24 protein-coding genes are annotated in these 26,240 nt (G+C 35.4%); 16 read left to right on the top strand and 8 right to left on the bottom strand.

What is annotated here, in order from left to right; translation table 11 throughout:
• The first annotated feature begins 1,048 nt into the window (after nucleotides 1-1,048).
• From LNP23_RS12210 to LNP23_RS12220, 3 genes are all read left to right on the top strand, one after another.
• Nucleotides 1,049-1,921, top strand: a complete 873-nt coding sequence (locus LNP23_RS12210; protein ID WP_230005106.1) for an AraC family transcriptional regulator — start codon at nucleotides 1,049-1,051, stop codon at nucleotides 1,919-1,921.
• 308 nt (nucleotides 1,922-2,229) lie between these two features.
• Nucleotides 2,230-3,099 (top strand): alpha/beta hydrolase, encoded by an 870-nt coding sequence (locus tag LNP23_RS12215; RefSeq protein WP_230005107.1) that lies wholly within the window; start codon nucleotides 2,230-2,232, stop codon nucleotides 3,097-3,099.
• Between the two features lie 102 nt (nucleotides 3,100-3,201).
• On the top strand, nucleotides 3,202-3,726 hold the full coding sequence (locus tag LNP23_RS12220; RefSeq protein WP_230005108.1) for a hypothetical protein: 525 nt from the start codon (nucleotides 3,202-3,204) through the stop codon (nucleotides 3,724-3,726).
• Between the two features lie 74 nt (nucleotides 3,727-3,800).
• Here the strand turns inward: LNP23_RS12220 and LNP23_RS12225 are convergent, their stop codons facing one another.
• Nucleotides 3,801-4,766 (bottom strand): TerC family protein, encoded by a 966-nt coding sequence (locus LNP23_RS12225; RefSeq protein WP_230005109.1) that lies wholly within the window; start codon nucleotides 4,764-4,766, stop codon nucleotides 3,801-3,803.
• A 350-nt stretch (nucleotides 4,767-5,116) separates the two neighbouring features.
• Entirely contained in the window at nucleotides 5,117-6,133 is a 1,017-nt protein-coding gene (locus LNP23_RS12230; protein ID WP_047775796.1) for a glutamine synthetase beta-grasp domain-containing protein, read from the bottom strand.
• Nucleotides 6,134-6,561: 428 nt separating this feature from the next.
• On the opposite strand from LNP23_RS12230, the gene LNP23_RS12235 reads away from it, so the two are divergent.
• The 13 genes from LNP23_RS12235 to LNP23_RS12295 all read left to right on the top strand — a co-directional run bounded on the left by LNP23_RS12235 (nucleotide 6,562) and on the right by LNP23_RS12295 (nucleotide 20,978).
• Nucleotides 6,562-8,751, top strand: a complete 2,190-nt coding sequence (locus tag LNP23_RS12235) for a glutamine synthetase III family protein (protein WP_047775665.1) — start codon at nucleotides 6,562-6,564, stop codon at nucleotides 8,749-8,751.
• Nucleotides 8,752-9,147: 396 nt separating this feature from the next.
• A complete protein-coding gene (locus tag LNP23_RS12240) occupies nucleotides 9,148-9,996 on the top strand; it encodes a hypothetical protein (RefSeq protein ID WP_047775666.1) in 849 nt (282 codons plus the stop codon).
• A gap of 64 nt (nucleotides 9,997-10,060) precedes the next feature.
• A complete protein-coding gene (locus LNP23_RS12245) occupies nucleotides 10,061-10,582 on the top strand; it encodes a hypothetical protein (protein ID WP_047775668.1) in 522 nt (173 codons plus the stop codon).
• 2 nt (nucleotides 10,583-10,584) lie between these two features.
• Nucleotides 10,585-10,989, top strand: coding sequence for a curli-like amyloid fiber formation chaperone CsgH (gene csgH, locus LNP23_RS12250; RefSeq protein WP_230005110.1), 405 nt, complete (start codon nucleotides 10,585-10,587; stop codon nucleotides 10,987-10,989).
• On the top strand, nucleotides 10,986-11,315 hold the full coding sequence (locus tag LNP23_RS12255; RefSeq protein ID WP_230005111.1) for a CsgE family curli-type amyloid fiber assembly protein: 330 nt from the start codon (nucleotides 10,986-10,988) through the stop codon (nucleotides 11,313-11,315). Before csgH ends, LNP23_RS12255 begins: the two co-directional genes overlap by 4 nt.
• A 16-nt stretch (nucleotides 11,316-11,331) precedes the next feature.
• Complete coding sequence (locus LNP23_RS12260; protein WP_230005112.1) at nucleotides 11,332-11,739, top strand: curli production assembly/transport component CsgF; 408 nt, start codon at nucleotides 11,332-11,334, stop codon at nucleotides 11,737-11,739.
• Nucleotide 11,740: 1 nt separating this feature from the next.
• On the top strand, nucleotides 11,741-13,120 hold the full coding sequence (locus LNP23_RS12265) for a CsgG/HfaB family protein (protein ID WP_230005113.1): 1,380 nt from the start codon (nucleotides 11,741-11,743) through the stop codon (nucleotides 13,118-13,120).
• Between the two features lie 97 nt (nucleotides 13,121-13,217).
• Complete coding sequence (locus LNP23_RS12270; RefSeq protein ID WP_230005114.1) at nucleotides 13,218-14,702, top strand: carboxypeptidase regulatory-like domain-containing protein; 1,485 nt, start codon at nucleotides 13,218-13,220, stop codon at nucleotides 14,700-14,702.
• 156 nt (nucleotides 14,703-14,858) lie between these two features.
• Nucleotides 14,859-16,037, top strand: a complete 1,179-nt coding sequence (locus tag LNP23_RS12275; RefSeq protein WP_230005115.1) for an AIR synthase related protein — start codon at nucleotides 14,859-14,861, stop codon at nucleotides 16,035-16,037.
• A gap of 356 nt (nucleotides 16,038-16,393) precedes the next feature.
• Complete coding sequence (locus LNP23_RS12280; protein ID WP_230005116.1) at nucleotides 16,394-16,750, top strand: hypothetical protein; 357 nt, start codon at nucleotides 16,394-16,396, stop codon at nucleotides 16,748-16,750.
• 50 nt (nucleotides 16,751-16,800) lie between these two features.
• Complete coding sequence (locus LNP23_RS12285; RefSeq protein ID WP_230005117.1) at nucleotides 16,801-17,397, top strand: GNAT family N-acetyltransferase; 597 nt, start codon at nucleotides 16,801-16,803, stop codon at nucleotides 17,395-17,397.
• 509 nt (nucleotides 17,398-17,906) lie between these two features.
• Nucleotides 17,907-20,261 (top strand): GH92 family glycosyl hydrolase, encoded by a 2,355-nt coding sequence (locus LNP23_RS12290; protein ID WP_230005118.1) that lies wholly within the window; start codon nucleotides 17,907-17,909, stop codon nucleotides 20,259-20,261.
• A 273-nt stretch (nucleotides 20,262-20,534) separates the two neighbouring features.
• Nucleotides 20,535-20,978 (top strand): hypothetical protein, encoded by a 444-nt coding sequence (locus LNP23_RS12295; RefSeq protein ID WP_047775680.1) that lies wholly within the window; start codon nucleotides 20,535-20,537, stop codon nucleotides 20,976-20,978.
• A 271-nt stretch (nucleotides 20,979-21,249) separates the two neighbouring features.
• On the opposite strand, the gene LNP23_RS12300 is transcribed toward LNP23_RS12295, so the two are convergent.
• From LNP23_RS12300 to LNP23_RS12325, 6 genes are all read right to left on the bottom strand, one after another.
• Nucleotides 21,250-23,109, bottom strand: a complete 1,860-nt coding sequence (locus LNP23_RS12300; RefSeq protein WP_230005119.1) for a M61 family metallopeptidase — start codon at nucleotides 23,107-23,109, stop codon at nucleotides 21,250-21,252.
• 110 nt (nucleotides 23,110-23,219) lie between these two features.
• Nucleotides 23,220-23,498 (bottom strand): DUF2805 domain-containing protein, encoded by a 279-nt coding sequence (locus LNP23_RS12305; RefSeq protein ID WP_047775685.1) that lies wholly within the window; start codon nucleotides 23,496-23,498, stop codon nucleotides 23,220-23,222.
• 120 nt (nucleotides 23,499-23,618) lie between these two features.
• Nucleotides 23,619-24,446 carry a sterol desaturase family protein gene (locus LNP23_RS12310; protein WP_230005120.1) on the bottom strand — a complete coding sequence of 276 codons (828 nt, stop codon included), beginning with the start codon at nucleotides 24,444-24,446 and terminating at the stop codon, nucleotides 23,619-23,621.
• Nucleotides 24,447-24,827: 381 nt separating this feature from the next.
• Nucleotides 24,828-25,070: a GlsB/YeaQ/YmgE family stress response membrane protein gene (locus LNP23_RS12315; RefSeq protein WP_047775688.1), complete on the bottom strand. Its 243-nt coding sequence runs from the start codon at nucleotides 25,068-25,070 to the stop codon at nucleotides 24,828-24,830.
• Between the two features lie 44 nt (nucleotides 25,071-25,114).
• Entirely contained in the window at nucleotides 25,115-25,822 is a 708-nt protein-coding gene (gene aqpZ / locus LNP23_RS12320; protein ID WP_047775690.1) for an aquaporin Z, read from the bottom strand.
• Between the two features lie 29 nt (nucleotides 25,823-25,851).
• Entirely contained in the window at nucleotides 25,852-26,208 is a 357-nt protein-coding gene (locus tag LNP23_RS12325; protein WP_230005121.1) for a DoxX family protein, read from the bottom strand.
• Between the last annotated feature and the right edge of the window lie 32 nt (nucleotides 26,209-26,240).

Consider the following 26,240-nt stretch of genomic DNA (forward strand, 5'->3'; position numbering starts at 1 on the left):
AAAAGACGTTTTATTGTGTCACATAGTAGTTCGGGATAATACAAAGCGACCAAGTCTTTGTCTGCTTTTTCAACCTCTGTCCTTTTGTCCCTTTTTGACCTTTGAAGGATCAAGTCCTAAAGTTGTGGGGAAGTAAAAATCTCGCAGAGTCGCAAAATCGCAAAGTTTTAATGAAAAAACAGAAAAAAAATTTGAGACTCTATACTATTTTTAGAAATCCAAAGCGAGAAAGTAGAAAACAGAAAGGTGGAACTTAAAAACAGGAAAAAACTTAGCGGCTTGGCGTCTTTGCGAGATCATCAAAGCGAGAAGTTAGAAAATAAGGTACTTAATAAAAGGCTCTGGCCAAAAAGTATATGATCTGCTACTTCTAACAAAAGAAATTTCTAAAAATTATTTCACAACTTTTTAACTTGATTCGAAATTACAGAGTTACAAGATATTTGTTCCTCCACAACAATATGTTTTGATCCTTTTGAAGCTGATCCAAATAAGGCATAAAAAAACAGCTCAGTAACCACAAAGAGCTGTTTTGAAAAACAATTAAATGTTTTTAAACTTTACTAACTATCAAACCTCGTTTTATACTATGCAGTATAAACTCTACCAGCATGTTACCATGCTTGTATTTCTATTGCTAAAGTACTTCGATTTTAATTTTTTTTGCACAACTCTATTGACTGATTTATATGCTGTATTCTCATTTACGAAACCGTTATAGGTTAAAATTTAAAGTATTGTAGGTGTTTTGGTTGATTGAGTAATTATTTTTTAATTATTTATTGAATATAGTGTTTTATTTTTTCTTCCAACTTTCTTACAAAAATTACCGTATTTGTATAAAATAAGCAGATTAAATACGATTTGTAAAAAAAAAGTAGTGATAAAAAATCAGATGCAAAAAAAATGACTATTTCGACGATTATTTAGCTTTGGCTATTTTGGATTTTTTGCACTATATTCTTATTTACGAAACCGATATAGGTTAAAATATAAATTATGTTAGGCGTTTTTGTTAAATTTGTTATTATTTTTTAAAATCCTTAGCATGAAGACTATCGTTCCGACTCTTGAAATAATATCCAATTCATACGGAAGTTCTTTTACCTATACGAAACATGCTGAAAAGACCAATAGCAAAACACATTTGTGGCATTATCATCCTGAAATTGAATTGGTTTATATAAACGGAGGAGCAGGAAAAAGACAAATTGGGAGCCATATTTCGTATTATACAAATGGAGATTTACTTTTAATCGGTTCGAATATGCCTCATTGCGGTTTTACTAATGAACAAACAGGAAATAAAAACGAAATCGTGATTCATCTTAAACCGGAATTTTTAGGAAATGATTTTTTTGTCGCTCCCGAAATGAAAAGGGTGTTAAGTGTCATTAACCAAGCCAACGCCGGAATCGCATTTGGCGGGGAGACTAAAAAAAATATTGGAAAAAAGATTGAAATGATGGGGGATCAGCTTCCTTTCGAACGTTTATTAACACTCCTGAGTATTTTGGATGAGTTAGAATCTTCAGAGGAATATACAGTGCTTAATGCTAATGGTTTTTCTCTTGAATTAAATGCACAGGACAGTGACCGGATAAATGTGGTTTTTAATTATGTTAAGGATCATTTCCAGGAATCGATTGCCATAGATGAAGTTTCGAGTTTAGTGAGTATGACTACGCCTTCTTTCTGCAGGTATTTCAAGAAAATATCCAGCAAAACATTTACAGAATTTGTAAACGAATATCGTTTGGTTCATGCTTCAAAACTTTTGGCGGAAAAACCAATAACCATAAATGAAGTCTGCTACGAAAGTGGTTTTAATAACTTTAGTCACTTTAGCAAATCATTTAAGCAATATACGGGTAAAAGCGCCTCGCAGTACCGTAATGAACATAAGATAATTATCAAGTAAAGACTTTTTTAGGTGCTTGATTTTTTTTCACGCAGATTTGGCAGATTTTTTTGTTGCGTTGATAAAAGGTAAATAAATCTGCTTAATCTGCTCGCTCGCCAGAGAAAAAAACCTTACGATTCCACGAGCTAAAATTATGCTTTTGCTACCCTTGTAGTTTAAAAAAAAGCAACCATTTCCAGAATAAAAAATCTCAGCCAACTTTACGTTAACCCTTTGCGACCCTTGCGGTTAAAAAACACGCACACAAATAATCTTTTACCTGGAAAAAGTTATATTTACAATCCCTAATCAAAAAAAACACCAATATGAAAAAGATCAGAGCTCTAGTAGTAGTATTTCTTGTAGGCATCACCTCAGTGAGTTATGCTGCAAAAGTAGATACTTTACAAATTGCAAGTACAGCGATGGGCAAGACCTACAAAGCCGCCGTTGTATTGCCAAATACCTATGCTAAAAGCAAATCGACCTATCCCGTTATGTATTTATTGCATGGTGCCTACGGTCATTTTAGTGACTGGTTGAAAAACACTCCGAATAAAAAGCTAGTCCAAAATTTGTCGGACCAATACAATATGATTATTGTAATGCCCGAAGGAGAAACATTTAGTTTCTATCTGGATAGTCCTATGAACAAAGAAAGTCAGTTTGAGACTTTTATCACGCAGGAAGTGATTCAGAAAGTAGATAAAACATACCGAACGATAAGCAATAGAAATGGTCGTGTCATTACAGGGCTTTCTATGGGCGGACACGGTGCTTTGTATCTCTCCGGCAGGCACCCTGATTTGTTTTGTGCAGCCGGAAGCATGAGTGGGGCAGTAGACATGAGCGCGATGCTCAACAGGGATTCTTCTACTCAGGTGATAAAATTAATGCAGCCAGTTTTTGGTGATAAAAGCAGTAATTCGGAATTGTACGAGCAGAATTCTGTATTGGCGATGACAGATAAACTAAAAGCCAATAAGCTACCTTTAATTATAGACTGTGGTGTTAACGATTTTCTGATTGAGCCCAATAGAGAATTACACCGCAGATTGGTTTACAATAAAGTAGATCATGACTATACCGAACGCCCCGGAGCACACACTTGGGACTATTGGGAGAATTCATTGCCGTACCATGTGTTGTTTTTTAATAAAATACTACTTAAAAATCAGGTAGTTAGCAAGAAATAATGAGAAATAGCAAAAAATATTAAGGTAAAATACCCTCAATCGCTTTTTTTGGTTTGGTTTTTGGAATACCTTTATATATAGAAACTTAAAAATATATAAATTATGAAAAAGATACTTACCTTATTCGCAGTTGTTGGATTAATTGTGTTTTCTAGTTGTGAAGGACCTGAAGGGCCTCCGGGACAAAATGGATTTGATGCTCCAATTGCTTTTGTTACTGAAACTACAACTGACTTTGTTGGTCCAAATTATGATAAGAATGTTTCGCTAACAGGAATGTTGTCGGGAGATAATATTCTAGTGTATGAGTTAGTTAGTGCTTCAAATGAGGCTGATAGATGGGCATTATTACCTCAGATATATTACTTTAGTAATGGGACAGAAACTGCCCAGTATAATTTTACTTTTTCCAAAAATAATGTTAGAATTTTTATTAAGGGTAGTCTGAGTGATCTGTCTGGGTTGCCTTCTAGCTTTACAACAAAGAAAACATTTAGAATTGTTATTATTCCAGGTGACGACGACATTAATGCGAAAAAATCAACTAGCAAAGCTGATTACTTAGATTACAATGCAGTTATTAAAAAATATAATATTGATGATAGTAATGTTAAGAAACTAAACTAAGAGTTTAGTTTTTACATAAAAAAAGGAAATCGTAAGATTTCCTTTTTTTGTATCTCTAAATACAGATGCAAACCTTATTTTTCTTTTTCTACAGCTTCCTTGGTTTTACCATACTTCAAAGAAACCAAAATCCCAACTAAAAGCGAGAGTGCGATAAACCCTAAAGAAGCCCACTCTGGAATGTAGATATAATGATGTAGCAGCATTTTTAATCCCACAAAAGCTAAGATAGCCACCAAACTGTATTCTAAATAACTGAATTTTTCCAGCATATTGGCCAGGAAAAAATACATTGAACGCAATCCGAGAATCGCGAAAATATTAGAACTAAACACTAAAAACGGATCAGATGTGATGGCCAGGATTGCCGGAACGCTGTCTACGGCAAAAAGTACGTCCATAACTTCAATGACGATCAAAGCAACAAATAGGGGGGTAGCGGCTTTTTTTCCTTTGTCGGTCAGGATGAAAAATCGCTCATGATCCATATGGGAAGTGATCGGAATAATTTTTCCTAAGGTTTTGTATACGAAAGAATCTTTGGGGTTGAAATCTTCCTCTTCACGCGAGAATAACATTTTGATGGCGGTAAAAAGCAAGAAAGCACCAAATACATAAGTCGTCCAGGTGAATTTATTAATTAATAGTACACCAAAGAAAATCATTAGTCCGCGGAAGACAATCGCACCTAAAATTCCCCAGAATAAAACGCGGTGTTGGTATTTTTGAGGTATTTTGAATGAAGCAAAAATAATAGCAATCACAAAAATATTGTCAACGCTCAAGGACAATTCAATTAAATATCCTGTGATGAATTTCATTGAAGCCACAGCAGGTTTCAGATTGTCGGGATTTGAAATATAGTCGGTAGTGTACAACCAGTATATTACTCCGGAGAACAGAAAAGAAAGCGTTACCCAGATCAGGGTCCATTTGCTGGCTTCTTTGGTACTAATAATATGTGGCGTTTTATTGAAAACACCTAAATCCAAAGCTAAAATAAAAACTACGGCTAACAAGAAGAGAATCCAGACTGTCATGATGCTATTTATTAGTGATTTACAAAGATAGTTTTTGAAATTAAACTTAAAAAGTAATTATTCAAAAGTTATTTCTAAACCTAACAGGTTTTTAAAACCTGTTAGGTTTAAGATGAAAAGGTTCTCGACTTCGCTCGAACTGACAACGAATCGTTTTTTTTAACCTAACAGGTTTCTAAAACCTGTTAGGTTTAAGGTGGAAAGGTTTTCGACTTCGCTCGAACTGACAACGAATCGTTTTTAAAAACCTAACAGGTTTCTAAAACCTGTTAGGTTTAGATAATGAAAACGGCTAAAAAAAAAGTGCCATCAATTTTGATGGCACTTTTGAATATAATTTAAGCGATGAATTACAACGCTGACTTTACAGTTTTGATAATTCTTGCTGCGATTTTGTATGGATCTCCGTTTGAAGCAGGTCTTCTGTCTTCTAACCAACCTTTCCAACCTTTTTGAACTGTAATTAAAGGGATTCTGATTGATGCTCCTCTATCAGAAATTCCATAAGAGAAATCGTGAATAGAAGCTGTTTCGTGTTTACCGGTTAAACGTAAGTCGTTGTAAGCTCCGTAAACCGCGATGTGCTCAGCAGTAACAGGTCTGAAAGCCTCACAGATTCTTTCGTAAGTAGCCTGATCTCCACATGTTCTTAAAACTTCGTTAGAGAAATTAGCATGCATACCAGAACCATTCCAGTCCGTATCACCAAGTGGTTTTGGGTGGTATTCGATATAGTAACCGTATTTTTCAGTCAAACGATCCAGTAAGTATCTGGCAATCCAGATTTCGTCACCGGCTTTTTTAGCTCCTTTAGCGAATAATTGGAATTCCCATTGTCCACAAGCAACCTCTTGGTTAATACCTTCAAAGTTAATTCCCGCAGCAATACATAAATCAGCATGTTCTTCTACTAATTTTCTTCCGTGTGTGTTTTTTCCACCAACAGAACAGTAGTACATACCTTGTGGAGCAGGATAACCTCCAACAGGGAAACCTAATGGCAATAAAGTTTTAGTATCCATGATGAAATACTCTTGTTCAAAACCAAACCAAAAATCATCATTATCATCATCAATCGTAGCTCTACCGTTAGAAGGGTGTGGCTTTCCGTCCGCATACATTACTTCTGACATAACTAAGTATCCATTAATACGAGTTGGATCTGGATAAATGGCAACAGGAACCAAAAGACAATCTGAAGAACCTCCCTCAGCTTGTTTAGTTGACGAACCATCAAATGACCAGTTTCCAAGTTCTTCTAATGTTCCTTTGAAATTTTCGTGCTCTTCAACTTTAGTTTTACTTCTTAGATTTTGAGTTGGTTCATATCCATCTAACCAAATGTACTCTAACTTAATTTTAGCCATAATAATATAAATTTTTGTTTTTTTGTTTTTTCGCTGGGTCAAAGATATATTTATTTTTTTACTCCTGAAAATTAGGGGGCTATTTTGTTTGAATGACTATAATTTTTTAGAAAAGCATAATTTTGATAGGGGTGTATTTTGTAAAAAGCATTTTTAAAGGCTTAAAAAGGCAAATTCGTAAAAATTGGGGTTGTTTATTGAATTTTCTGTCTGCTGAATTGCGAAAAAATGTTTGTTTAATGAAGAATACTGCGGTGTTTTGTTATATTTATTCAATTCAAATTAATTATTCTTGGTAAAATGCTTTTTCTGTTGATAAATCGTTGGATAAAATTCTGGGATTTAAGTTTCAAACAGGGGGTTTAATTCGTTATATTTGTTTTTCTTTTTTTTAGTGAAAATGAGTACGAATTTTTAAAATTATATACATGTCAACATTACGTTTCCAAGCTTTAAAAGAAGCTTCTACAAGAAAGCCGGTACATTTTGAGGAAATAGACAGAAAGTCTAACATTTTTGGTTCAAATGTGTTTAATGAGAAAGCAATGAAGCAATATTTAACTTCGGATGCTTTAAAAGGGGTACGAGACGCCGTTCAGCACGGAACTAAAATAGACAGAAAACTGGCAGATTATATTGCCATGGGAATGAAAGAATGGGCTCTTGCCAAAGGAGTAACACATTATACACACTGGTTTCAGCCACTTACGGGGACAACTGCAGAAAAACACGACGCTTTTTTTGAAACCTCTTATGATGGCAGTGATCCTGTTGAAAAATTTGGAGGCGCACAATTGGTACAACAAGAACCTGATGCCTCAAGTTTTCCGAACGGAGGAATCAGAAATACATTTGAAGCCAGAGGGTATACTGCTTGGGATCCTACTTCTCCCGCTTTTATATATGGTACCACTTTATGTATTCCAACCGTTTTTATAGCTTATACAGGGGAAGCCTTAGATAATAAAATTCCGTTGTTAAGAGCATTGTCTGTTATGGATGAGGCTGCAACAGAAGTATGTAAATATTTTGATAAAAATGTCAAAAAAGTAACCGCTACTTTAGGATGGGAACAAGAATACTTCCTTATAGATAAAGCATTGGCAAATTCCCGTCCGGATTTAATGATGACCGGAAGAACTTTGTTGGGACATACTTCGGCAAAAGGGCAACAATTAGACGATCATTATTTTGGTTCTATCCCGACTCGTGCCTTAACTTATATGAGAGATTTAGAGCAAGAATGTATGTTATTGGGAATTCCGGTAAAAACCCGTCACAATGAGGTAGCACCTAACCAATTTGAGTTAGCGCCTATTTTTGAAGAAACCAATCTTGCCGTAGACCATAACTCTTTATTGATGGACGTGATGCAAAAAGTGGCAGAGCGTCATGATTTTAAAGTATTATTTCACGAAAAACCATTTAAAGGAGTAAACGGTTCCGGAAAACACAACAATTGGTCATTAGCAACCGATACGGGAGTAAACTTGTTAAGTCCGAGTAAGACGCCAATGAGTAATTTACAGTTTTTAACCTTCTTTATCAATACAATTAAAGCGGTGAATGATAATGAAACTTTGTTGAGAGCTTCTATTGCAACAGCAAGTAACGACCACAGATTAGGAGCCAATGAAGCACCGCCTGCCATTATCTCTGTTTTTATCGGAGCACAATTGACAAAGGTATTATCCGAATTAGAGAGTGTAACTACCGGTAAATTATCACCGGAAGAAAAAACAGATTTAAAACTGAATGTGGTTGGTAAAATTCCGGATGTTCTTTTAGACAATACCGATAGAAACCGAACATCACCATTTGCTTTTACAGGAAATAAATTTGAGTTCAGAGCGGTGGGTTCAACTGCCAATTGTTCGAACGCGATGACTACACTAAATGCTATTGTTGCCAAACAATTAATAGACTTTAAAAAAGAAGTAGATTCGTTGATCGATTCAAAAGACATGAAAAAAGACGATGCTATTTTTAATGTTTTAAGAGAATACATCAAACAGTCCAAAAAAATACTTTTTGAAGGAGACGGTTATAGCGAGGCCTGGGAAAAAGAAGCCAAAAAAAGAGGCTTAAGTAATTTTAAAACTACGCCTGAAGCCATTAAAGCCAAAGTCTCTAAACAGGCTTTAGATTTGTTTAGTGAATTGGGAATTTTAAATCACATCGAAGCAGAAGCACGTTACGAAATTGAATTGGAAGAATACACCAAAAAAATTCAGATTGAAGGAAGAGTTTTGGGCGATATTTCGAGAAACCACGTAATTCCTACTGCAATTCGTTATCAAAATACCTTGATTGAAAACGTAAAAGGATTAAAAGAAATCTTCGGAAAAGAATTTGAAACCATTGCAAAAGAGCAGATTGTTTTGATTAAAGAAATCTCCGGTCACATTGAAGGAATTAATTCTAAAGTTGAGGCGATGACCAACGAAAGAAAAACAGCCAACCAGTTAACAGATGCGCAAAAAATGGCAGAAGCCTACTGCGATAAAGTAAAACCCTATTTTGAAGATATTCGTAATCACTGTGATAAATTAGAATTATTGGTAGATGATGAAAGCTGGACATTAACAAAATACAGAGAATTGTTGTTTACAAAATAACATTTGCTGAACATTTATTTAAAGCCTGTCTCAAAAAGACAGGCTTTTTTGCGATTATGTTAAAATTAAGTCGGTTATTTTTTAATTTTAACAAATGTTTTGGATTAAATGTAAGGAAATTGCAATAAGTAATTAATTTCTGACGACCCAAAATAACAAAAATAGTAGTTCGTCGAGATAGTGTTACATTTCATCGAAAAGACGTTAATGTATTGTAAAATAGGTATTTGTACTTGATTTTTGTTTGGGTAACTTTTTCTAATTTTGAATCAGAAAAGAGAAAATAAGTGCAAAAATTTGTTTTCAAATGATGTTAGATTCTTAAAGAATTTCACCCCAAGATTCGCTTTAGCCTACATAATAAGTTGTATTAATAACCAATTAAATATATTTATTATGAAAAAAGTAATTTTAAGCATCTCCGCGATGCTATTTGTAGGTGCAGCAGCTTTTGCTCAGGGAAACACTTCTTCTGTAAATCAGGTTGGTAACTCTGACCAAGGTATCGTAAATCAAAACGGACAAACGAATGCTTCTACAATTGATCAATTAGGAAATACCAATAAATCAGAAGTTTATCAAGGTATTATGCCGGGAGTTTACAATGCTAAAAGTAATATGGCAGATGTAAAACAAAAAGGAGACAACAATGGTGCATTTATTTCTCAAAGTAATCATGATAACAAAGCGTATCAAACTCAAACAGGAAACAGTAATGGCGCAACTATCTGGCAAGATCAGATAGCACCACCGGCTTCAGCTCTTGGAGGATGGGATAAAGCAACTCAAACTCAAACAGGAAACTATAATTCAGCTACCGTAGATCAGGGTACAACAGGAAACGAAAAACCAACCGGACTTCCTTTCAATGCTACTCAATTGGGGTATGCAGCAGCAGTTAGTGTTCCGTTTGCTCCTCACAGCCAAAACGAAGCAACCCAAACTCAAAATGGAGATAACAATGTAGCTTATGCTAGTCAAGGTGGAGTTAAAAACAAATCTTGGCAAACTCAAACTTCTCCAACCGGTACTTCTGCAGCGGATAAAAACGTTTCCAACCATTATCAATATGGAAATGAAAATGAAGCAAAAAGTACTCAAACTGGTACTAAATTGACTGAAAACACACTACAAATTGGAGATTACAACAAAGCAACTGTAACTCAAACAGGAGCTTCTCACAGTAGTATTTCTTTCTCAAAAGGAAATTCAAATACGATCTTGGTGACACAATCAGGAATGTAAGGAATGAAATAGATGAGATAGTCGTAGAACGACTATCTCATTTTTTAATTTTAAAAGAGTAAAGATGAAAACTTACATTTTAAATAGTGTCTTGCTTTTGCTTTTTTCGTCCGCATTTTATGCGCAGGAGAAAGAAGACAGTCCTTATTTCAGACCATACAGTTCTTCTGTGTTTAATACAAAAGAAGTGGCGCTGAGTGTGATTTCTTCTTTGGATAAAAAAGCGCAGAATGATTTATATGCAAGAATCCAATCGGGAGTTCAGATACAACAGATTGGAGATTATAATACCGTAAACGCCAATTTAAAAGCAACAGAAGTAAAAGTTTCGGTTAATCAGCAAGGGAATAACAACGAATTGTTTTTAGACAAAAATGCAAAAACAATTACGCAGAATATTATCCAAAAAGGGAATGACAATGCTATTTCTGACTTCACTTTGCATACCAATTATAAGGTAAATACGCAGATGATTCAGAATGGAGATAATCAAAATATTAAAAGTATCGGAACCAATTCCATGTCAAAAAACATGAAGATTACCCAAACCGGAAATGGTGCCTCATTAATTCTTATAAATAAGTAAGTATGCATTTTTTATACAGACATATAACCCTTTTATTACTTGTCTTTACCACGATATCCTATGGACAGGTTCCTCAGGATAAAATAAAGGCAAAAATAGAGATTGAAAAAATAGAAGGAAACGTAAAAATTACGGCCAGTGCTGAAAATCTCACAGAAGTAATTAGAAGTGCCAGTTATAGATTGTCTGCTATAAAAAATAATAATAAAAGTAATAATCAGTCTAATAATTCTCAGGAAGGGATTTTTACCCTCCAGCCAAGCGAAATTAAAAAATTGTCTACTGCCCAGGTAAATCTGGAACCCGATGATGAAGTAATAGTTTTGTTATTGTTTTATGATGAAAATAAACAAATCATAGCAAAAGATCGTGTGATGATTGGGGATGAAAAAAAAAAGATGATGTGAAAGTTCTCCCTGTAGACGGGTTTGAGTTGAGAGGTATCATTACAGACGATACGAAAACTAAAATAGGAAAGGATTTTTACGATCGCTATTATTACAGATACAATGATATTGGAATAAATGCTGAAAAAATAGTAACAATAGGCGAAGAATATAGTTTTGCACGAAATACCTCCATATCAATTACCATTGATAATGAAGTTATTTATGAATTTTTAGCCAGACCCGATGATGATTTTTTAGATGCTGTCGCAGAAGAATCTGTAAACGCGACCTATGCCTATTTTAAAGAGAAAGAAAAACAAAGCAAATATTTCACTCAGTATTAACTTTATTATTAGCGATATGAAATTTATTTTAACCACCGCAATAGTAGTATTTCTGATCCCTCTGTCTATAAGAGCCCAGGCCTTGGTGTATAAACCTGTCAATCCGGCTTTTGGAGGAGATACCTTTAATTATCAATGGCTTTTAAGTAGTGCAGAAGCCCAAAATAAGCAAAAGGATAAAACAGTAGATACCACCCCACAAACCGATTTAGAGCGATTTAAAGCCAATTTAAATTCGCAATTATTGAGTCAGATTTCCAGTACACTCTACAAACAGCAATTTGGTACAGACGGAATCAAAGAAGGATCTTATACTTTTGGGAGCTTTTCAATAGATGTTTACCCGTCAGCAGATGGTTTAACACTTAATATTTTAGATACCAATACAGGAGAGCAGACTCAGGTAATTATCCCAAATCAATAACATGAGATCGCATCACTATTTATGTATCCTAGTCGGAATTCTTTTTACCGGTTGCGGTGCCTATTTCAATCAGCCTACAGGAGTAGAAAAAGCTACTTTAGGTGAGAGCACGCCTGCGACCTCCTTATTAAAAGAATTGCCTAAACCAAAAGAACCAGTCATAGTAGGAGTCTATAAGTTCAGAGACCAGACCGGACAATATAAACCGCAGGAAAACGGAAGCAGCTTTAGTACGGCGGTCACTCAGGGTGCCACTTCAATTTTGATTAAAGCACTTGAAGATTCCAAATGGTTTATTCCTATCGAAAGGGAGAATATAGGCAACTTACTTCAGGAACGAAATCTAATTCGGGCTACCCGCCAGGAGTATATTAAAAATGCAAATCCAAATGAACCACAATTAACGCCTTTGCTGTATGCCGGAGTTTTACTGGAAGGCGGTATCGTTTCGTACGATTCGAATATTATTACCGGAGGTTTTGGAGCGCGTTATTTTGGAGCCGGAGGTTCGGTTAAATACCGTCAGGATCGGGTGACGGTTTATTTGCGGATGATCTCAACTTCCAATGGAAAAATTTTAAAATCAGTTTATGTTTCCAAGACTATTTTATCACAGGCAATTGATGAAAGTTTATTTAGATATGTGAATTTTAAAAGACTTTTGGAAGTAGAAACCGGTTATACTACTAATGAACCGGTTCATATGGCCGTGACAGAAGCGATAGAAAAAGCGGTAGAATCTTTGGTTTTAGAAGGAATTAAAGACAATATCTGGCAGGCCGATGCACCAAAAGAAAAAGTTGATGCGCTGTTGGAAGCCTACAGTAAAGAAACCGAAACAGCAGAAGCAACGGCACTTTACGGAAGACTTTTAGAAGAACGCAGAAGTAAATTTGCCATGGAAATTTCCGGTGGAGGAACATTAATGGACGGTGATTATGCCAATCCAATTGTGAGACCTTTTGGTAGAGGAGCGTTGAAGTTTTTTATTTCTCCCAGTTTAGATATCAGTGCTTCCACAAACGTGGTAAATCTTGCCAATAAAAACTTACTCGACGTTGGTTACATCACCTTCGATCTTAATCTGGAATGGATTATACTGCCCCGAGACCGGTTTACGCCTTATGTTTACGGAGGTGGCGGATATGCGATGAATCGAAAATTTGAAAACGTTTACGGCAAATTTCAATACGGTTTAGGTCTTGAATATTTAGCATCGAGAAGAATCGGAATAAAAGTATTCGCAGAACAAAATGTAAATTTTAGCGACAATGTCGATTATATAAAAGCTGGAACCCGAGACGATTACTATTATAAATTCGGATTAGGTCTGACCTATTATTTTGCTAAAAATAAAAATAAAGCAAGTAAGAAAAACTAAAAGGAGCTATGGAGTTGCATTCGAAAAAAGAGGGTGCTCTATACGTTAAAATAAAGGAGGAGACAGCAGGAAGTTTAAACTTAAAAACAAATGAATAATGAAGTATTTATACAAAATAGCAAGCGTACTTTTTTTATTGTTTTTGACGGCATGCAGTGAAGAAAAAATAGACGAATCTCAGTTTGGAACGGTTTCAGGAAGAGTAGTTTCAGCAGATACTTTTACCCCTATGGAAAACGTAAAAGTATTTTCGAGTCCAACTTCCAGTATTGTATTTACAGGTGCTGATGGAAAATTTACTATTCCAAACGTCAAAGTGGGTGAATATTCTTTTCAGGCTCAAAAAGACGGGTATATTGCCAAGTTTGAAGCAGTGACGGTTGGAGCTAATAAAGCGGCAGAAATTGTATTCGAACTTAAAAAATCAACAGCAAACAACAAACCGCCAACCGTTCCGGTATTGGCGGCACCAACAGATAATAGTACAGGGCAGGTGATTCCATTAGATTTGACTTGGACCGTAACCGACCCCGATGCAGACGAACTGACTTTTAAAATAACAGTAAGGAACAATAAAAACAGTGACGTAAAAATCTATGACGCCGTAAAAGAGAAAAAACTAACCTTGACTGATCTGCTCTACGGTGTAAAATATTATTGGCAAGTTGAGGTGACAGATGGTGTAAATACTCCCGTTTTAAGTGCTTTAAGTAGCTTTACGACAATGGCATTTCCAACGGCACGCTATTTATTGGTTAAAAAAGTAAACGATAATAATGTAATTTATGCAGCCGATGATACCGGGAAACAATACCAATTAACCAGTTCCGACAAAAACAGTTGGCGTCCAAGGAGAAATAATCAGGCCAATAAAATTGCTTACATCGCAACAAATGGCTCTCAAAATGATATTTATACCATGAATTTAGACGGAACAGGAGCAAAAAAAGTAACCAGTTCAGTTCCTATAGCCGGCTTCAATTCAAATTATGTAGGCTTCTCTTGGAATACTTCCGGTAGTGAACTGATTTACCCCAATTTCGATAAATTGTACAAAATAAGCAGTGACGGAAGTGGTCTCACAAAAATATACCAAACACCAACAGGTAAGTTTATATCAGAATGTGATTGGAGTGCTGATGGAAAGAAAATTGCTTTGAAAGTAAATGATTCAGATGGTTATGGTGCTGAAATTTATATCATTAATTTGTCGGGAGTACTAACAACATCGATTATTTCGGGAGAAGACGGAGCGTTGGGCAGTGTGAATTTTTCAGTTACCGGACAAAAACTCGTTTATACCAAAGATGTTTCAGGATTTGAAAATTCGACCTACCGACAGTTAGATAGCAGAATTTTTGAATATAGTTTTCTAACGTCGACTTCGACCCAGATTGTAACGGAGAAGACATCGGGAACAAATGATTTAGATGTTCGCTATTCGCCTAATGAATCTGAATTAATTTTCACGAACACGTCTAATGATGGTATTTCAGCGAAAAATATTTTAAAAACCAGTATCGGTATTGCCAATTCCAGACAGGTATTGTTTTCGGGAAGTTCGATGCCCGATTGGGAATGATTTAAGGAATGCTAAAAGTTTCAAAACCAGATTTAATAGCAGAATTCGGCATTGCCTAAAAACATGCCGAATTTTTTTGCGAATCAAACAATTGAATCAACCAAAGAATTAAAAAAACTGATTATCTTTGCACCACATCAACACAAACTAATTTTCATGAGTTCAGATTCTAGCAAAAGGTACGCACAAAGAGGTGTTTCGGCATCAAAAGAAGACGTACACAACGCCATAAAAAATATTGATAAAGGTTTATTTCCACAAGCATTTTGTAAAATTGTTCCTGATTATTTAACTCAGGATTCAGACTATTGCCTAATCATGCACGCAGACGGAGCCGGTACAAAATCGTCTTTGGCCTATATGTATTGGAAAGAAACAGGAGATATTTCGGTTTGGAAAGGAATTGCTCAGGACGCTTTAATCATGAACATAGATGATTTATTATGTGTTGGTGCAACCGATAATATTCTACTTTCTTCCACAATTGGAAGAAACAAAAACTTAATCCCTGGTGAAGTGCTTTCGGCGATTATCAACGGAACAGAAGAATTAATCAACGAATTAAAATCTTTTGGCGTAACCATTCATTCAACAGGAGGAGAAACCGCAGATGTTGGTGATGTTGTTCGTACCATTATTGTAGATTCTACCGTAACGGCACGTATGAAACGCAGCGATGTTGTCGACAATGCAAACATCAAAGCGGGTGACGTAATTGTTGGTTTGGCTTCTTTTGGTCAGGCAACTTACGAGAAAAGTTACAATGGCGGTATGGGAAGTAACGGACTTACTTCTGCACGTCATGATGTTTTCGGGAAATATTTGGCTGCTAAATATCCGGAAAGTTACGATGCTGCAGTTCCCGAAGAATTGATTTATTCCGGACAGGTTAACTTAACAGATGAAGTAGAAAACAGCCCGATAAACGCAGGTCAGTTGGTACTTTCTCCAACAAGAACTTATGCGCCAATTATCAAGAAAATTTTAGACACCTATACACCAAACGAAATTCACGGAATGGTGCATTGCAGTGGTGGAGCACAAACTAAAATTTTACATTTCGTTCAGAATTTACACATTATAAAAGACAATTTATTTCCGGTTCCACCATTGTTCAAGTTAATTCAGGAGCAATCAAAAACAGACTGGAAAGAAATGTATCAGGTTTTCAATTGCGGTCACCGTATGGAAATCTATGTACCGGAAGACATTGCACAGGATATCATCGCGATTTCAAAAGCATTCAATGTAGAAGCTCAAATTGTAGGTAGAGTAGAAGCTGCTGATGCTAAAAAATTAACGATCACCAGCGAGTACGGTACTTTCGAGTATTAATTTTTTTAAGATTCTGAGTTGCAAAGTTTCTAAGTTTCTGAGATTTGTTCGCGCAGTTGAGACTGAAAACTGCGACTGCAAACTTTTGTAAAGATTCTGAGTTGCAAAGTTTCTAAGTTTCTGAGATTTGTTAGCAAAGATTCTGAGTTACAAAGTTTCTGAGATTTGTTAGCACAGTTGAGACTGAAAACTGAGACTGAGACTGAGACCGAGAGCTTTCTAATTAAACAGCTACGCTTCTAATAGGAGCTAAAAAAAAATATTAATCCGATAAGCTATGTAAGTTCATTCAGGCACAACGCCAACAATTTAAATGAACTTACATAACTTATATGGTTTAAAAAAAACACTAGATTATGTACGAATTACTTTTTTGGAGATATTTAGACGAAATTTACCTGAACCATCATGAAGTTTATGAAGCTCTTGTGGAGAACGAAGAGGTAAATGGACTTGAAAAACTTCCGGTAGATGTAATTATGAACCGAATCAAATCGGTATTTTCTCAATGGGAAAAAGTCGATGAGAACAGTTGGAAAAATCCAAAAGGAAAAGGAGCATTTCAAGTAATCACCACTCCACAAAGTGTACGAATCGACTGTTACGGAACCGAAGGCAAAACAATGAATCAGCTGGTAAGCCTGATGGAAGAATTCAAATGCCCGTTGTACGACCCACAAGTACCGGAACGTTATGATGAAATGAGTGAGTAATCGGATTTCATTAAATTAAAAAAGAACGATTTTCTAAAATAAATACTGCAATGAATTTTAGTTTTACCTCCACCATAATACTCGAAGACGACTCCGTTCTACTGCGTCCGCTACAGGAATTAGATGTAGAAAATCTATTGGAAATTTCTATTAATGAACCTGAAACCTGGAAATATTCTTTGGTTGGTGCCGATGGGAAAGAAAATCTGATTAACTATATTCAGTCTGCCATAAAAGCAAGAGAAAATCAAAAGGAATTTCCTTTTATTGTTTTCGATAAAAAGTCTCAGAAATATGCAGGTTCAACTCGTTTTTACGATATGAGTCTGGACTATAAAACCCTGCAATTAGGATATACCTGGTACGGTTCTGCCTTTAGAGGAACAGGACTTAACAAACATTGTAAATTTTTACTGCTACAATTCGCTTTCGAAACGTTGGGGATGGAACGCGTTGAATTTCGTGCCGATAATAATAACCAAAGAAGTATTGCCGCCATGAAAAGTATCGGCTGTAAAGTCGAAGGTGTTTTACGCAGCCACATGCCAACAGCTAATAGTGAAATCCGTCGTGATTCTATTGTTTTGAGTATTCTAAGAAACGAATGGTTTGATGAGGTAAAAGAAAACCTAAAGCAAAAATTGTAATTTTAGGTGTAATTAAAGTTGAACACGAATTGCACGAATTTTCACGAATTAATTATTGATATTCTTTGTGGGGAATTTTTTGCCACTGATTAAAGGATTAGAATGAATTAGCCAATGCACAGTTCACAAAGAAATTAGTGCAAATTGGTGCAATTCGTGGCGAAAAAAAACTACTTAACTCTTACTATTTGACTTGATGCTAAACCAAGATATTCAAAAGGGATTTAATTTACAGTCATTTTAATTTTTTAGAAACCAATTTTATTGTATTTTTCTACCCGGAAATTAAAACTTTAAGACTGAGTTACTAAATCGATTTTGTAATTGATTTTCAGTAGGTTAATGGATTGTTTTTTGGGCGTAAAATAGAGTGCTGTAATCGCATTTTAGGAACCGGTCGATTTATTAATTCTTTAATTGAAAGTGACTCTAATTAATATTTCGAATATATGCACAAACAACCTCTATGGAGGAGTATTAACTTTCTAACGAATAATAAAACCAAAAGAATGATTAAACCAAGCATTTTAAAAGCTGTGAAGTATCGTAAAACCCTTTTGTTGTCATCATTTTTGATGATCGCAGGTTCTTACACTATCGAAGCACAGAAAAAAAAGACAGATTTAAAAGATCTGATTCAGTATGTTGATCCAATGATTGGGACAGCCAAAATGGGGCATACCTATCCGGGTGCCACAGTTCCGTTTGGAAGTGTTCAGCTAAGTCCCGAAACCGATACAATTGCTTACGCTTCAAACGGGAAGTACAATGGCGAAGTTTATAAATATTGTGCCGGTTACCAATACGAAGACAAAACAATTGTAGGTTTCAGCCATACCCATTTTAGTGGAACAGGTCACTCTGATTTGGGAGATTTTTTAATTATGCCCACAACCGGAAAATTACAATTGAATCCCGGAACAGCCTCCAAGCCTTTGTCAGGTTATCGATCTGCCTTTTCGCATGCAACAGAAAAAGCAGAAACGGCCTATTACAGTGTTCTTCTGGAAGATCATAAGATCAAAGCAGAACTCACGGCTACAACGCGTGTCGGAATGCATCAGTATACTTTCCCTAAGTCAGATGAGGCACATATTATTCTCGATTTAACTTCAGGAATTTACAACTACGATAAAAAGAATGTGTGGACTTTTGTTCGCGTAGAAAACGATACTTTAATAACAGGATATCGCCAAACCAGCGGATGGGCAAGAACCAGAACGGTTTATTTTGCCATGTCTTTCAATAAACCTATTAAGAGTTACGGACAAGGTACCCTTGAAAAAAGTGTGTACAGAGGTTTTTGGGGAAGATTTGATCAAACCAAGAATTTTCCTGAAATGGCCGGACGTGACCTGAAATTATTTTTTGATTTTGATACTCAAGAAGGCGAAAAAATCAAAATTAAAATGGCTTTATCTCCTGTGAGTTCCGCTGGTGCTCTTGAAAACATGAAGAAAGAAATTCCGGACTGGGATTTCGAACGTGTTAAAAAGCAAAGTCAGGAAGTTTGGAACAAAGAGTTGAATAAAATTCAAATTGAAGCCCTTCAAAAAGAAGATTTGGTTAATTTTTATACCGCGATGTACCATTCTTTCTTAGGGCCAACAGAGTACATGGATCTTGATGGTACGTACAAAGGTTTGGATATGAATGTACACAAAGCCGATAATTTCCGTAATTATACCAGTTATTCTTTATGGGATACCTATAGAGCTTTGCACCCGTTGTTTAATATTGTACAACCGGCAAGAAATTCAGATATGATCAGTTCTATGCTGGCACATTCAGATCAAAGTGTACATAAAATGCTTCCGATCTGGTCGCATTATGCCAACGAAAATTGGTGTATGATCGGTTATCATTCCGTTTCGGTAATTGCAGATGCTATTGTAAAAGGAAATACCAATTTTGATCCCGAAAAGGCACTTCAGGCTTGTGTAAATACCGCTAAAGTTCCGTATTACGACGGTTTAGAATTTTATATGAAAAAAGGGTACGTTCCGGAAGACAAAAACGGAGCTTCGGTTTCTAAAACTTTAGAATATGCCTATGACGACTGGGCAATTGCTCAGGCCGCTAAAAAATTAGGCAAAACCGAAATTTATAATGAATTTATTGAAAGGTCAAAAAACTATAAAAACGTGTATGATGCCAAAACAGGTTTCATGCGCCCGAAATTAAATGACGGAACTTTCAAAAAAGAATTTGATCCTTTAGATACACACGGACAAGGTTTTATTGAAGGAAATTCATGGAATTACAGTTTGTATGTACCGCACGACCCAGCTGAAATGATAAAATTAATGGGGGGTAATGATAAATTTAAGGTTCGTTTAGATTCTTTATTTAATATGCATCTGCCGGAGAAATATTTCGAAAATACAGAAGACATTACAAGAGAAGGAATCATCGGAAATTATGTTCACGGAAATGAGCCATCACACCATGTAGTTTATCTGTACAACTGGACCAATTCACCGTGGAAAGCACAAGACAAGATTAGAATGATTTTGAAAAAAATGTACCGCAACGGAGCAGACGGTTTAGGAGGAAATGATGATTTCGGACAAATGAGCGCCTGGTATATTTTTAGTAGTTTAGGATTTTACCCTGTTGCCCCCGGTTCTGACGAATATGCTTTAGGAAGTCCATTAGTAAAAAATGCGATTTTTAATCTGGAAAGCGGTAAAAATTTCGAAGTAGAAACGGTAAACCAATCAGATAAAAATGTGTTTGTGAGCAAAGTTCTTCTAAACGGAAAATTACTTTCCAAACCTTTCTTAAAACACTCAGATGTGATTAACGGAGGAAAAATTACGTTTTATATGAGTAGTAAACCTAATAAGAGTTATGGGTTGTAAGTACCAAAACTAATAAAGAAGAATTTTTAATCTGACAGGTTTTTAAAACCTGTCAGATTTCCTCATAAGTTAATGTCCCCCTGAGCGAAGTCGAAGGGCTTTTATAACGAACAGGGCTTCGACTTCGCTCAGCCTGACAATCGGATGGTATTGAAATTTGCGAATATTAGCGCAATTCGTGGCTAAAAAAACATTGCAAACAAAAAAGACAAACATAATGGAGTTTGCAAAAAACTTCACGAAATTTGCCTTTCAAATAAAATTACAATCACTATGAAAATAAATCTAAAATCGGGAATTGATAAATTGCTTTTCGGAATGAAGCAAAATGATGTAACGGCTGCTTTAGGAAAACCGGATAAAAATTACAATGACGAAGATGATAATGTAATTTTCGTATATAATGCCCAAAAAATCAGACTGACTTTTTATCAGGAAGAAGACATGAGATTAGGTTATTTAGTAGCTTCAGCCAATGATTTAGAAGTTTTTGGATTCAAACTAATCGGAAGAAAAATTGCTGATGTAAAGAAAGATTTGGCAACAAAAGGAATCACAAAATACAATCAGGAAACCTTTGATACTTTCGAGAATTACTTCAACGAAGACAACTGGTTTATTCTTCAAACCGAATTTGATGAAGTAGTAAAATTTGAAGTTGGAGCAATCATCAACGACAAAGACGAATTTGACTGGAAATTCCCAGTAAAAAAATAATTTTAAAACAAAGGCTTTTAGTAAAACTGAAAGCCTTTGTTGTTTTAGGGAGGTAGCCATGTGTTATAAATTGGCTCGTTTGTAGTGATTTTTATCAAACCGTGTCCTTTCGACGAAGGAGAAATCGCATCCAATATTCGACAATAGTGAGTGTAATCCACTAGTGTGATTTCTCCTTCGTCGAAAGGACAAATAGAGCGTTTTCTTTATAAATAATAAACAAAAAAACCGACAATCACTTGTCGGTTTTTATATATTCAGATTAAAAAGATTATCCTTTTAACCAAGCATTTTTAAGTTTCTCTTTTGAAGCATCGGTAGCTTTAAAAGTTTCTGTCTCTTCATACGGTAATTTTACAGTTCCTTTTATAGTTTGCGCTGCACCACCACGTTTAATTTGAAGCGTGATAGCATCATTTTCTTTCCAGTTTTCACTTTCTGTGATTAACTCATAGATGTTCGTTAATGAGTATGGTTTATTGTTTACAGATACAATGATATCACCACCTTTTAAGTTTAGATTTTTGAAAAAATCATTTGGCTCGATATCCGAACGAACCGCAATCTCTTTGGTTTGTTTGTCAATTGTGATATAAGGAGTTTGACCTTTTAAGAAAATTGAACCCGGTTTTTTCTCTGTTGCTTTTGTTACACCAACTTTAGCTAAATAAGTGTCATAAGGAATTGGAGTAGTACCTTGTACATATGTTTTCAGGAATTCACCCACTTCAGGATACGTCAATTCTGTGATTTTTGCAAAAAGCTCATTGTCGTTAAACGGTTTGTCTATACCATATTCATTAGATAATTTGTGCATTAGATCAAGGATTCCTCTTTCTCCGTTGCTTTTTTCTCTGATGATGATGTCAATACACATACCAATTAAAGCTCCTTTTTGATATACATTTAGGTATTGATCTTTATAAGGTTGCTCTAAAACATTCGCACTCATTACCGTAAAAGACATCGTGTCGTTTAAACGTTTAGCTTGTTCGATTTTATCAGCAATACGAGTGTAGAATTCAGCTTCATCAATTAAACCTTGATTGATTTGAAAAAGATTCGCAAAATATTCTGTTACCCCTTCGTACATCCATAAATGCTCAGACATTTTTGGCGCGTTATAATCAAAATATTGAATTTCTTTTGAATGGATCGTTAATGGTGTTACGATATGAAAAAACTCGTGAGAAACCACATCTTTCATAGATTCTACCAACTTTTCTTTTGGCATAGATTCCGGTAAAACTACTGTTGTAGCAGTAGGATGCTCTAAAGCTCCAAAACCATGAGCGTCATCTTTAGCCATGCTTGATAAATACAACAAAACCGTGTATTTTTTTGTAGCATTTACTTTTCCTAAAAAGTTCTTCTGAGCGGTCATCATCGTTTTCATTTCCGGAGTGATACTTTCAGCCGTAAATTTTCCTGTTGGAGAATATACTGCGATCAAAATATCCATTCCGTTTACATTAAACGTAGTGTAATCCGGTTTAGAATACATAATCGGATTCTCAACCAAAACGGCATAACGTGGCGTAGAAAACACATCACTTGTTTTGCTTGCGTCTTCGTCTGTCATTGACGTTGCTCCCCAAAGTGCTTCAGGATGTGTGATGGTTACTTTATAAGGAACATCTAACTTATCTTTAAAATACCCAACAAAACCGTGTGTATTGACCATGAAGTTCACTCCCGCGTTGATATTAGTTCCGGCTGGTGAGAAAACATCGTCATTACCAAATCCGGTTCCTTTTTCAGTATCAAAAGTATCACCAACTAAATAGGTGATTTTTTTTAATGTTTTAGCATTTGAGATTGACCATGAATTATCGTCAATTCTTTTTACTGTTAATGCATTTCCTTTAGCGTCAAAAGCTTTGAAATCATCAGAATATTTACCGTAATTATCAGTAGAATAAGTTCCCGGTACTGTTTTAGGAATACTGTAAATTACCTCGTCTGTCTTGATTTGTGGAGGTGTAACGGTTACTAAAACCTTATCGTCTTTAACATCTGTAAGGTTAATGTTAACGTCGACCGTATTTGATTTTGCAGCTCCGGAAGAAGTACCGGTTTTACAGCTCCATAATGTTATGGCGAGCGCTAAAGTGTAAATTATTTTTTTCATTATGTTTGAGTTTAGTTATCTGTGTTGGACTGACAAAATGTAAAATTGTTACAGAATTGTCAGGAAACTTTTAAAAATAAAAAAAACTCCTGATTCACAGGAGCTTTATTTTAGTCTAGTTTGTTCTTTATATAATATTTGCCATCCAAATCTTCATCAAAATCATCAATTTTAACGGGTTTTGGTTTCGGTTTATTTGCTAAAGCTTTCTTTTTCCACATCTCAAATTTTTCAAGAGGCATCTTCTTCTTCAAGATTTCCAGTACTTCTTTTTCTGCCAATCCAAATTCTTTTTTGATAATTTCAAATGGATTCTTTTCTTCCAGGGCTAACGAAACAAGTTTTTCCGTTTGCTCCCAATTCAATTCTTTGCGGTTACTCTTTTTCATCTCGTGAAAATTAATTCAAAAATAGGGGTTAATGATTAGTAGATTGATTTTCAATTTATATATCAATATTAATAAAAAAAATAATTAGTTGGTTCGATCGAGTATATTTTTTTTGTGTTTTTAACTGTTTTTTGCTGATCTGGATTCCTGAAAGGGAATATGAAGTAGATTTTTTAATTTATTATTTTCTTCGGGTTGCATATGAGTGTCTACGCCATAAACAATGTGTTCCTTCGGAAGTGAGGTAAAAGTTCCGAAAAGACGGTCCCAAATCGAGAATATATTTCCATAATTACTGTCTGTATAAGGCAAAACATAATGATGGTGTACTTTATGCATATTGGGAGAAACGAGAAAATAACTTAAAAAAGCATCCAGCTTTACAGGCAGCGAAATATTGGCATGATTGAACTGAGAAGCTATTACGGATAAGGATTGGTATAAAAACACCATCCACATCGGGCTTCCAACCAGTAAAACCCCAAATGTAGTAAATACAAAACGGATGACACTTTCTCCGGGATGATGTCTGTTGGCACTTGTGGTGTCTATCCAGGTATCGGTGTGATGTATTAAGTGAAAGCGCCACATGAATTTTACTTTGTGCTGTACAAAATGGGCCAAATAAGCGCCAATTAAGTCTAAAAGTAATAATCCCATAATGGTGTATAATGCAATTGGGATTTCGGGTAGCCAATTTAAAAATCCAAAATGATGTTCCGTAGTCCAATTGGCAGTTTGAATCAAAATAAAAGCCAGAATAAAATTGACAATAATCGTCGTAAAGGTGAAAAAGAAATTGAGACCTGCATGATTCCATTTTTTGTATTTCATTTGAAATAGGGGAAAGGCATTCTCAATTAACCAAAAAAGGGTTATTCCTCCAATCAGAATTAAACTTCGGTGGGAAGAGGGAATCGTGCTAAAATAGGCTATTATTTCATTCATGATTCTATAAAGGATTTTATCAAATTTAAGTAATTTATTGAAATATAGGGATAAAAGAAGTGATTGTTTCGCTTTTACGATCTCGCAAAGTCGCTAAGCCGCTAAGTTTTTTCTACTTATTTTTAAGCTTTACCTTTTTGTTTTCCACTATTAGTTTCTCGAAATGTCATGGAGTCTCAAAGTTTTTTTTTCTGCTTTTTCATTAAAAGGTTGCGATTTTGCGACTTTGCGAGATTTTTACGTCCTGTAACTTTTGAATTTGTGTCGCTTTATATGATGTTCGTTAGTAGTTAAACATAAAAAAAGAGAAAAGCGAAGGGGTTACTTCACTTTTCTCTTTTTTGCGATTGTAGTAGTACTGTATGTCTACTTATTTCGGGATTATGATTTTTTTATGAGGCTGATAATAAACAACAAAACCCATGCACCTCCAGCGGCTATAATAATCTGCCATAACAGTCCGCCACCGCCAATGCCAAGTTTAGCTGCCAGCCATCCGCCAAAGATTCCACCAATTATTCCAACAATAATATTACCAAAAAGGCCAAAACCACCACCTTTCCATAATTGACCTGCTAGCCATCCTGAGATTGCTCCAATAAGTAAAAAATATAAAAAGCCCATAAGTTTATGTTTTATAAGTTATTAATTGATTTTGAATCTTCGTTTTACGCTTCGTCGTGATTCTGCAGTAAGGTTTTGTATATAAACCCTGCGACTATAGCCCCTAAGATCGGCGCCACCCAGAATAACCAAACTTGTGATAATGGTTCTCCACCAGTGAAAACAGCCTGAGATAAAGATCTTGCAGGATTTACAGAAGTATTTGTGATTGGAATACTAATTAAATGAATTAAGGTTAGTGCCAAACCAATTGCAACTCCGGCGAATTTTCCGTTGGCAAATTTATCTGTAGCACCCAAAATTACCAATAGGAAAAATAAAGTCAGAACAAATTCAGCTATAAAGGCAGATTGCAAAGAATAACCATCAGGAGAAAAAGCTCCGAATCCGTTTGAGGCAAAGGCTCCGGCTTTGGTATTGTCGATTGCAAAACCCGCTTTTCCGGATGCAATAGTAAACAAAGTACCAGCGGCTGCTATAGCTCCAACGCATTGTGCAATGATATAGGGAATCAGGTCTTTTGCAGGAAATCTGCCTCCGGCCCATAAACCAAATGATACAGCGGGATTAAAATGTCCGCCTGAGATATGCCCGACAGCGTAAGCCATTGTCAGAACCGTAAGACCAAAAGCAAGTGCTACACCGGCAAAACCAATTCCTAAATCAGGAATTCCTGCTGCAAAAATTGCACTACCACAACCTCCAAAAACTAGCCAATAAGTTCCGAAGAACTCTGCAAATAATTTTTTCATAGTAAATAATTTTAATTAATATTTAGTTGTTAACGGGTATATAGATACGCCCATAAAATCAATGCGACTTGTAAGGGCAAGCGTACTAATAGAATGAAATTTAACAAAGAAAAACCCTTCTTACTCCTTTGAAACATATACCAATTAGCAGGAAATACAGCAATTAACAAGGCTATAATTCCCCAAGCGGCAATAACTCTCGAAAAAGGAAGGGTGAGGAGGATGCCTAGAATAATTTCGGCAGCTCCACTTAAACTATTTAATAATTTGGGGTTCTGAAAATAAGGGGGAATGATTCTGATGTACATTCCCGGGTTTTTAAAATGATTAATTCCGGCAATTATATATAGAAAAGCCATTAAATATAAATGCCAAGGTAAATTCATGATATCTTGTTTATCACGAATTTATAAAAAAA

Source organism: Flavobacterium cupriresistens, assembly GCF_020911925.1.
In the GTDB taxonomy this organism is placed as follows: Bacteria; Bacteroidota; Bacteroidia; order Flavobacteriales; family Flavobacteriaceae; genus Flavobacterium; species Flavobacterium cupriresistens.

What these genes read in the sequence shown, in the direction of transcription:
- LNP23_RS12215 (WP_230005107.1), top strand. Translation starts at nt 2,230, where the DNA reads ATGAAAAAGATCAGAGCTCTAGTAGTAGTATTTCTTGTAGGCATCACC.
- LNP23_RS12240 (WP_047775666.1), top strand. Translation starts at nt 9,148, where the DNA reads ATGAAAAAAGTAATTTTAAGCATCTCCGCGATGCTATTTGTAGGTGCA.
- LNP23_RS12260 (WP_230005112.1), top strand. Translation starts at nt 11,332, where the DNA reads ATGAAATTTATTTTAACCACCGCAATAGTAGTATTTCTGATCCCTCTG.
- csgH (WP_230005110.1), top strand. Translation starts at nt 10,585, where the DNA reads ATGCATTTTTTATACAGACATATAACCCTTTTATTACTTGTCTTTACC.
- LNP23_RS12280 (WP_230005116.1), top strand. Translation starts at nt 16,394, where the DNA reads ATGTACGAATTACTTTTTTGGAGATATTTAGACGAAATTTACCTGAAC.
- LNP23_RS12290 (WP_230005118.1), top strand. Translation starts at nt 17,907, where the DNA reads ATGATTAAACCAAGCATTTTAAAAGCTGTGAAGTATCGTAAAACCCTT.
- LNP23_RS12210 (WP_230005106.1), top strand. Translation starts at nt 1,049, where the DNA reads ATGAAGACTATCGTTCCGACTCTTGAAATAATATCCAATTCATACGGA.
- LNP23_RS12230 (WP_047775796.1), bottom strand. Translation starts at nt 6,133, where the DNA reads ATGGCTAAAATTAAGTTAGAGTACATTTGGTTAGATGGATATGAACCA.
- aqpZ (WP_047775690.1), bottom strand. Translation starts at nt 25,822, where the DNA reads ATGAAAAAATTATTTGCAGAGTTCTTCGGAACTTATTGGCTAGTTTTT.
- LNP23_RS12305 (WP_047775685.1), bottom strand. Translation starts at nt 23,498, where the DNA reads ATGAAAAAGAGTAACCGCAAAGAATTGAATTGGGAGCAAACGGAAAAA.
- LNP23_RS12245 (WP_047775668.1), top strand. Translation starts at nt 10,061, where the DNA reads ATGAAAACTTACATTTTAAATAGTGTCTTGCTTTTGCTTTTTTCGTCC.
- LNP23_RS12265 (WP_230005113.1), top strand. Translation starts at nt 11,741, where the DNA reads ATGAGATCGCATCACTATTTATGTATCCTAGTCGGAATTCTTTTTACC.
- LNP23_RS12275 (WP_230005115.1), top strand. Translation starts at nt 14,859, where the DNA reads ATGAGTTCAGATTCTAGCAAAAGGTACGCACAAAGAGGTGTTTCGGCA.
- LNP23_RS12225 (WP_230005109.1), bottom strand. Translation starts at nt 4,766, where the DNA reads ATGACAGTCTGGATTCTCTTCTTGTTAGCCGTAGTTTTTATTTTAGCT.
- LNP23_RS12220 (WP_230005108.1), top strand. Translation starts at nt 3,202, where the DNA reads ATGAAAAAGATACTTACCTTATTCGCAGTTGTTGGATTAATTGTGTTT.
- LNP23_RS12235 (WP_047775665.1), top strand. Translation starts at nt 6,562, where the DNA reads ATGTCAACATTACGTTTCCAAGCTTTAAAAGAAGCTTCTACAAGAAAG.
- LNP23_RS12285 (WP_230005117.1), top strand. Translation starts at nt 16,801, where the DNA reads ATGAATTTTAGTTTTACCTCCACCATAATACTCGAAGACGACTCCGTT.
- LNP23_RS12310 (WP_230005120.1), bottom strand. Translation starts at nt 24,446, where the DNA reads ATGAATGAAATAATAGCCTATTTTAGCACGATTCCCTCTTCCCACCGA.
- LNP23_RS12325 (WP_230005121.1), bottom strand. Translation starts at nt 26,208, where the DNA reads ATGAATTTACCTTGGCATTTATATTTAATGGCTTTTCTATATATAATT.
- LNP23_RS12270 (WP_230005114.1), top strand. Translation starts at nt 13,218, where the DNA reads ATGAAGTATTTATACAAAATAGCAAGCGTACTTTTTTTATTGTTTTTG.
- LNP23_RS12300 (WP_230005119.1), bottom strand. Translation starts at nt 23,109, where the DNA reads ATGAAAAAAATAATTTACACTTTAGCGCTCGCCATAACATTATGGAGC.
- LNP23_RS12295 (WP_047775680.1), top strand. Translation starts at nt 20,535, where the DNA reads ATGAAAATAAATCTAAAATCGGGAATTGATAAATTGCTTTTCGGAATG.
- LNP23_RS12315 (WP_047775688.1), bottom strand. Translation starts at nt 25,070, where the DNA reads ATGGGCTTTTTATATTTTTTACTTATTGGAGCAATCTCAGGATGGCTA.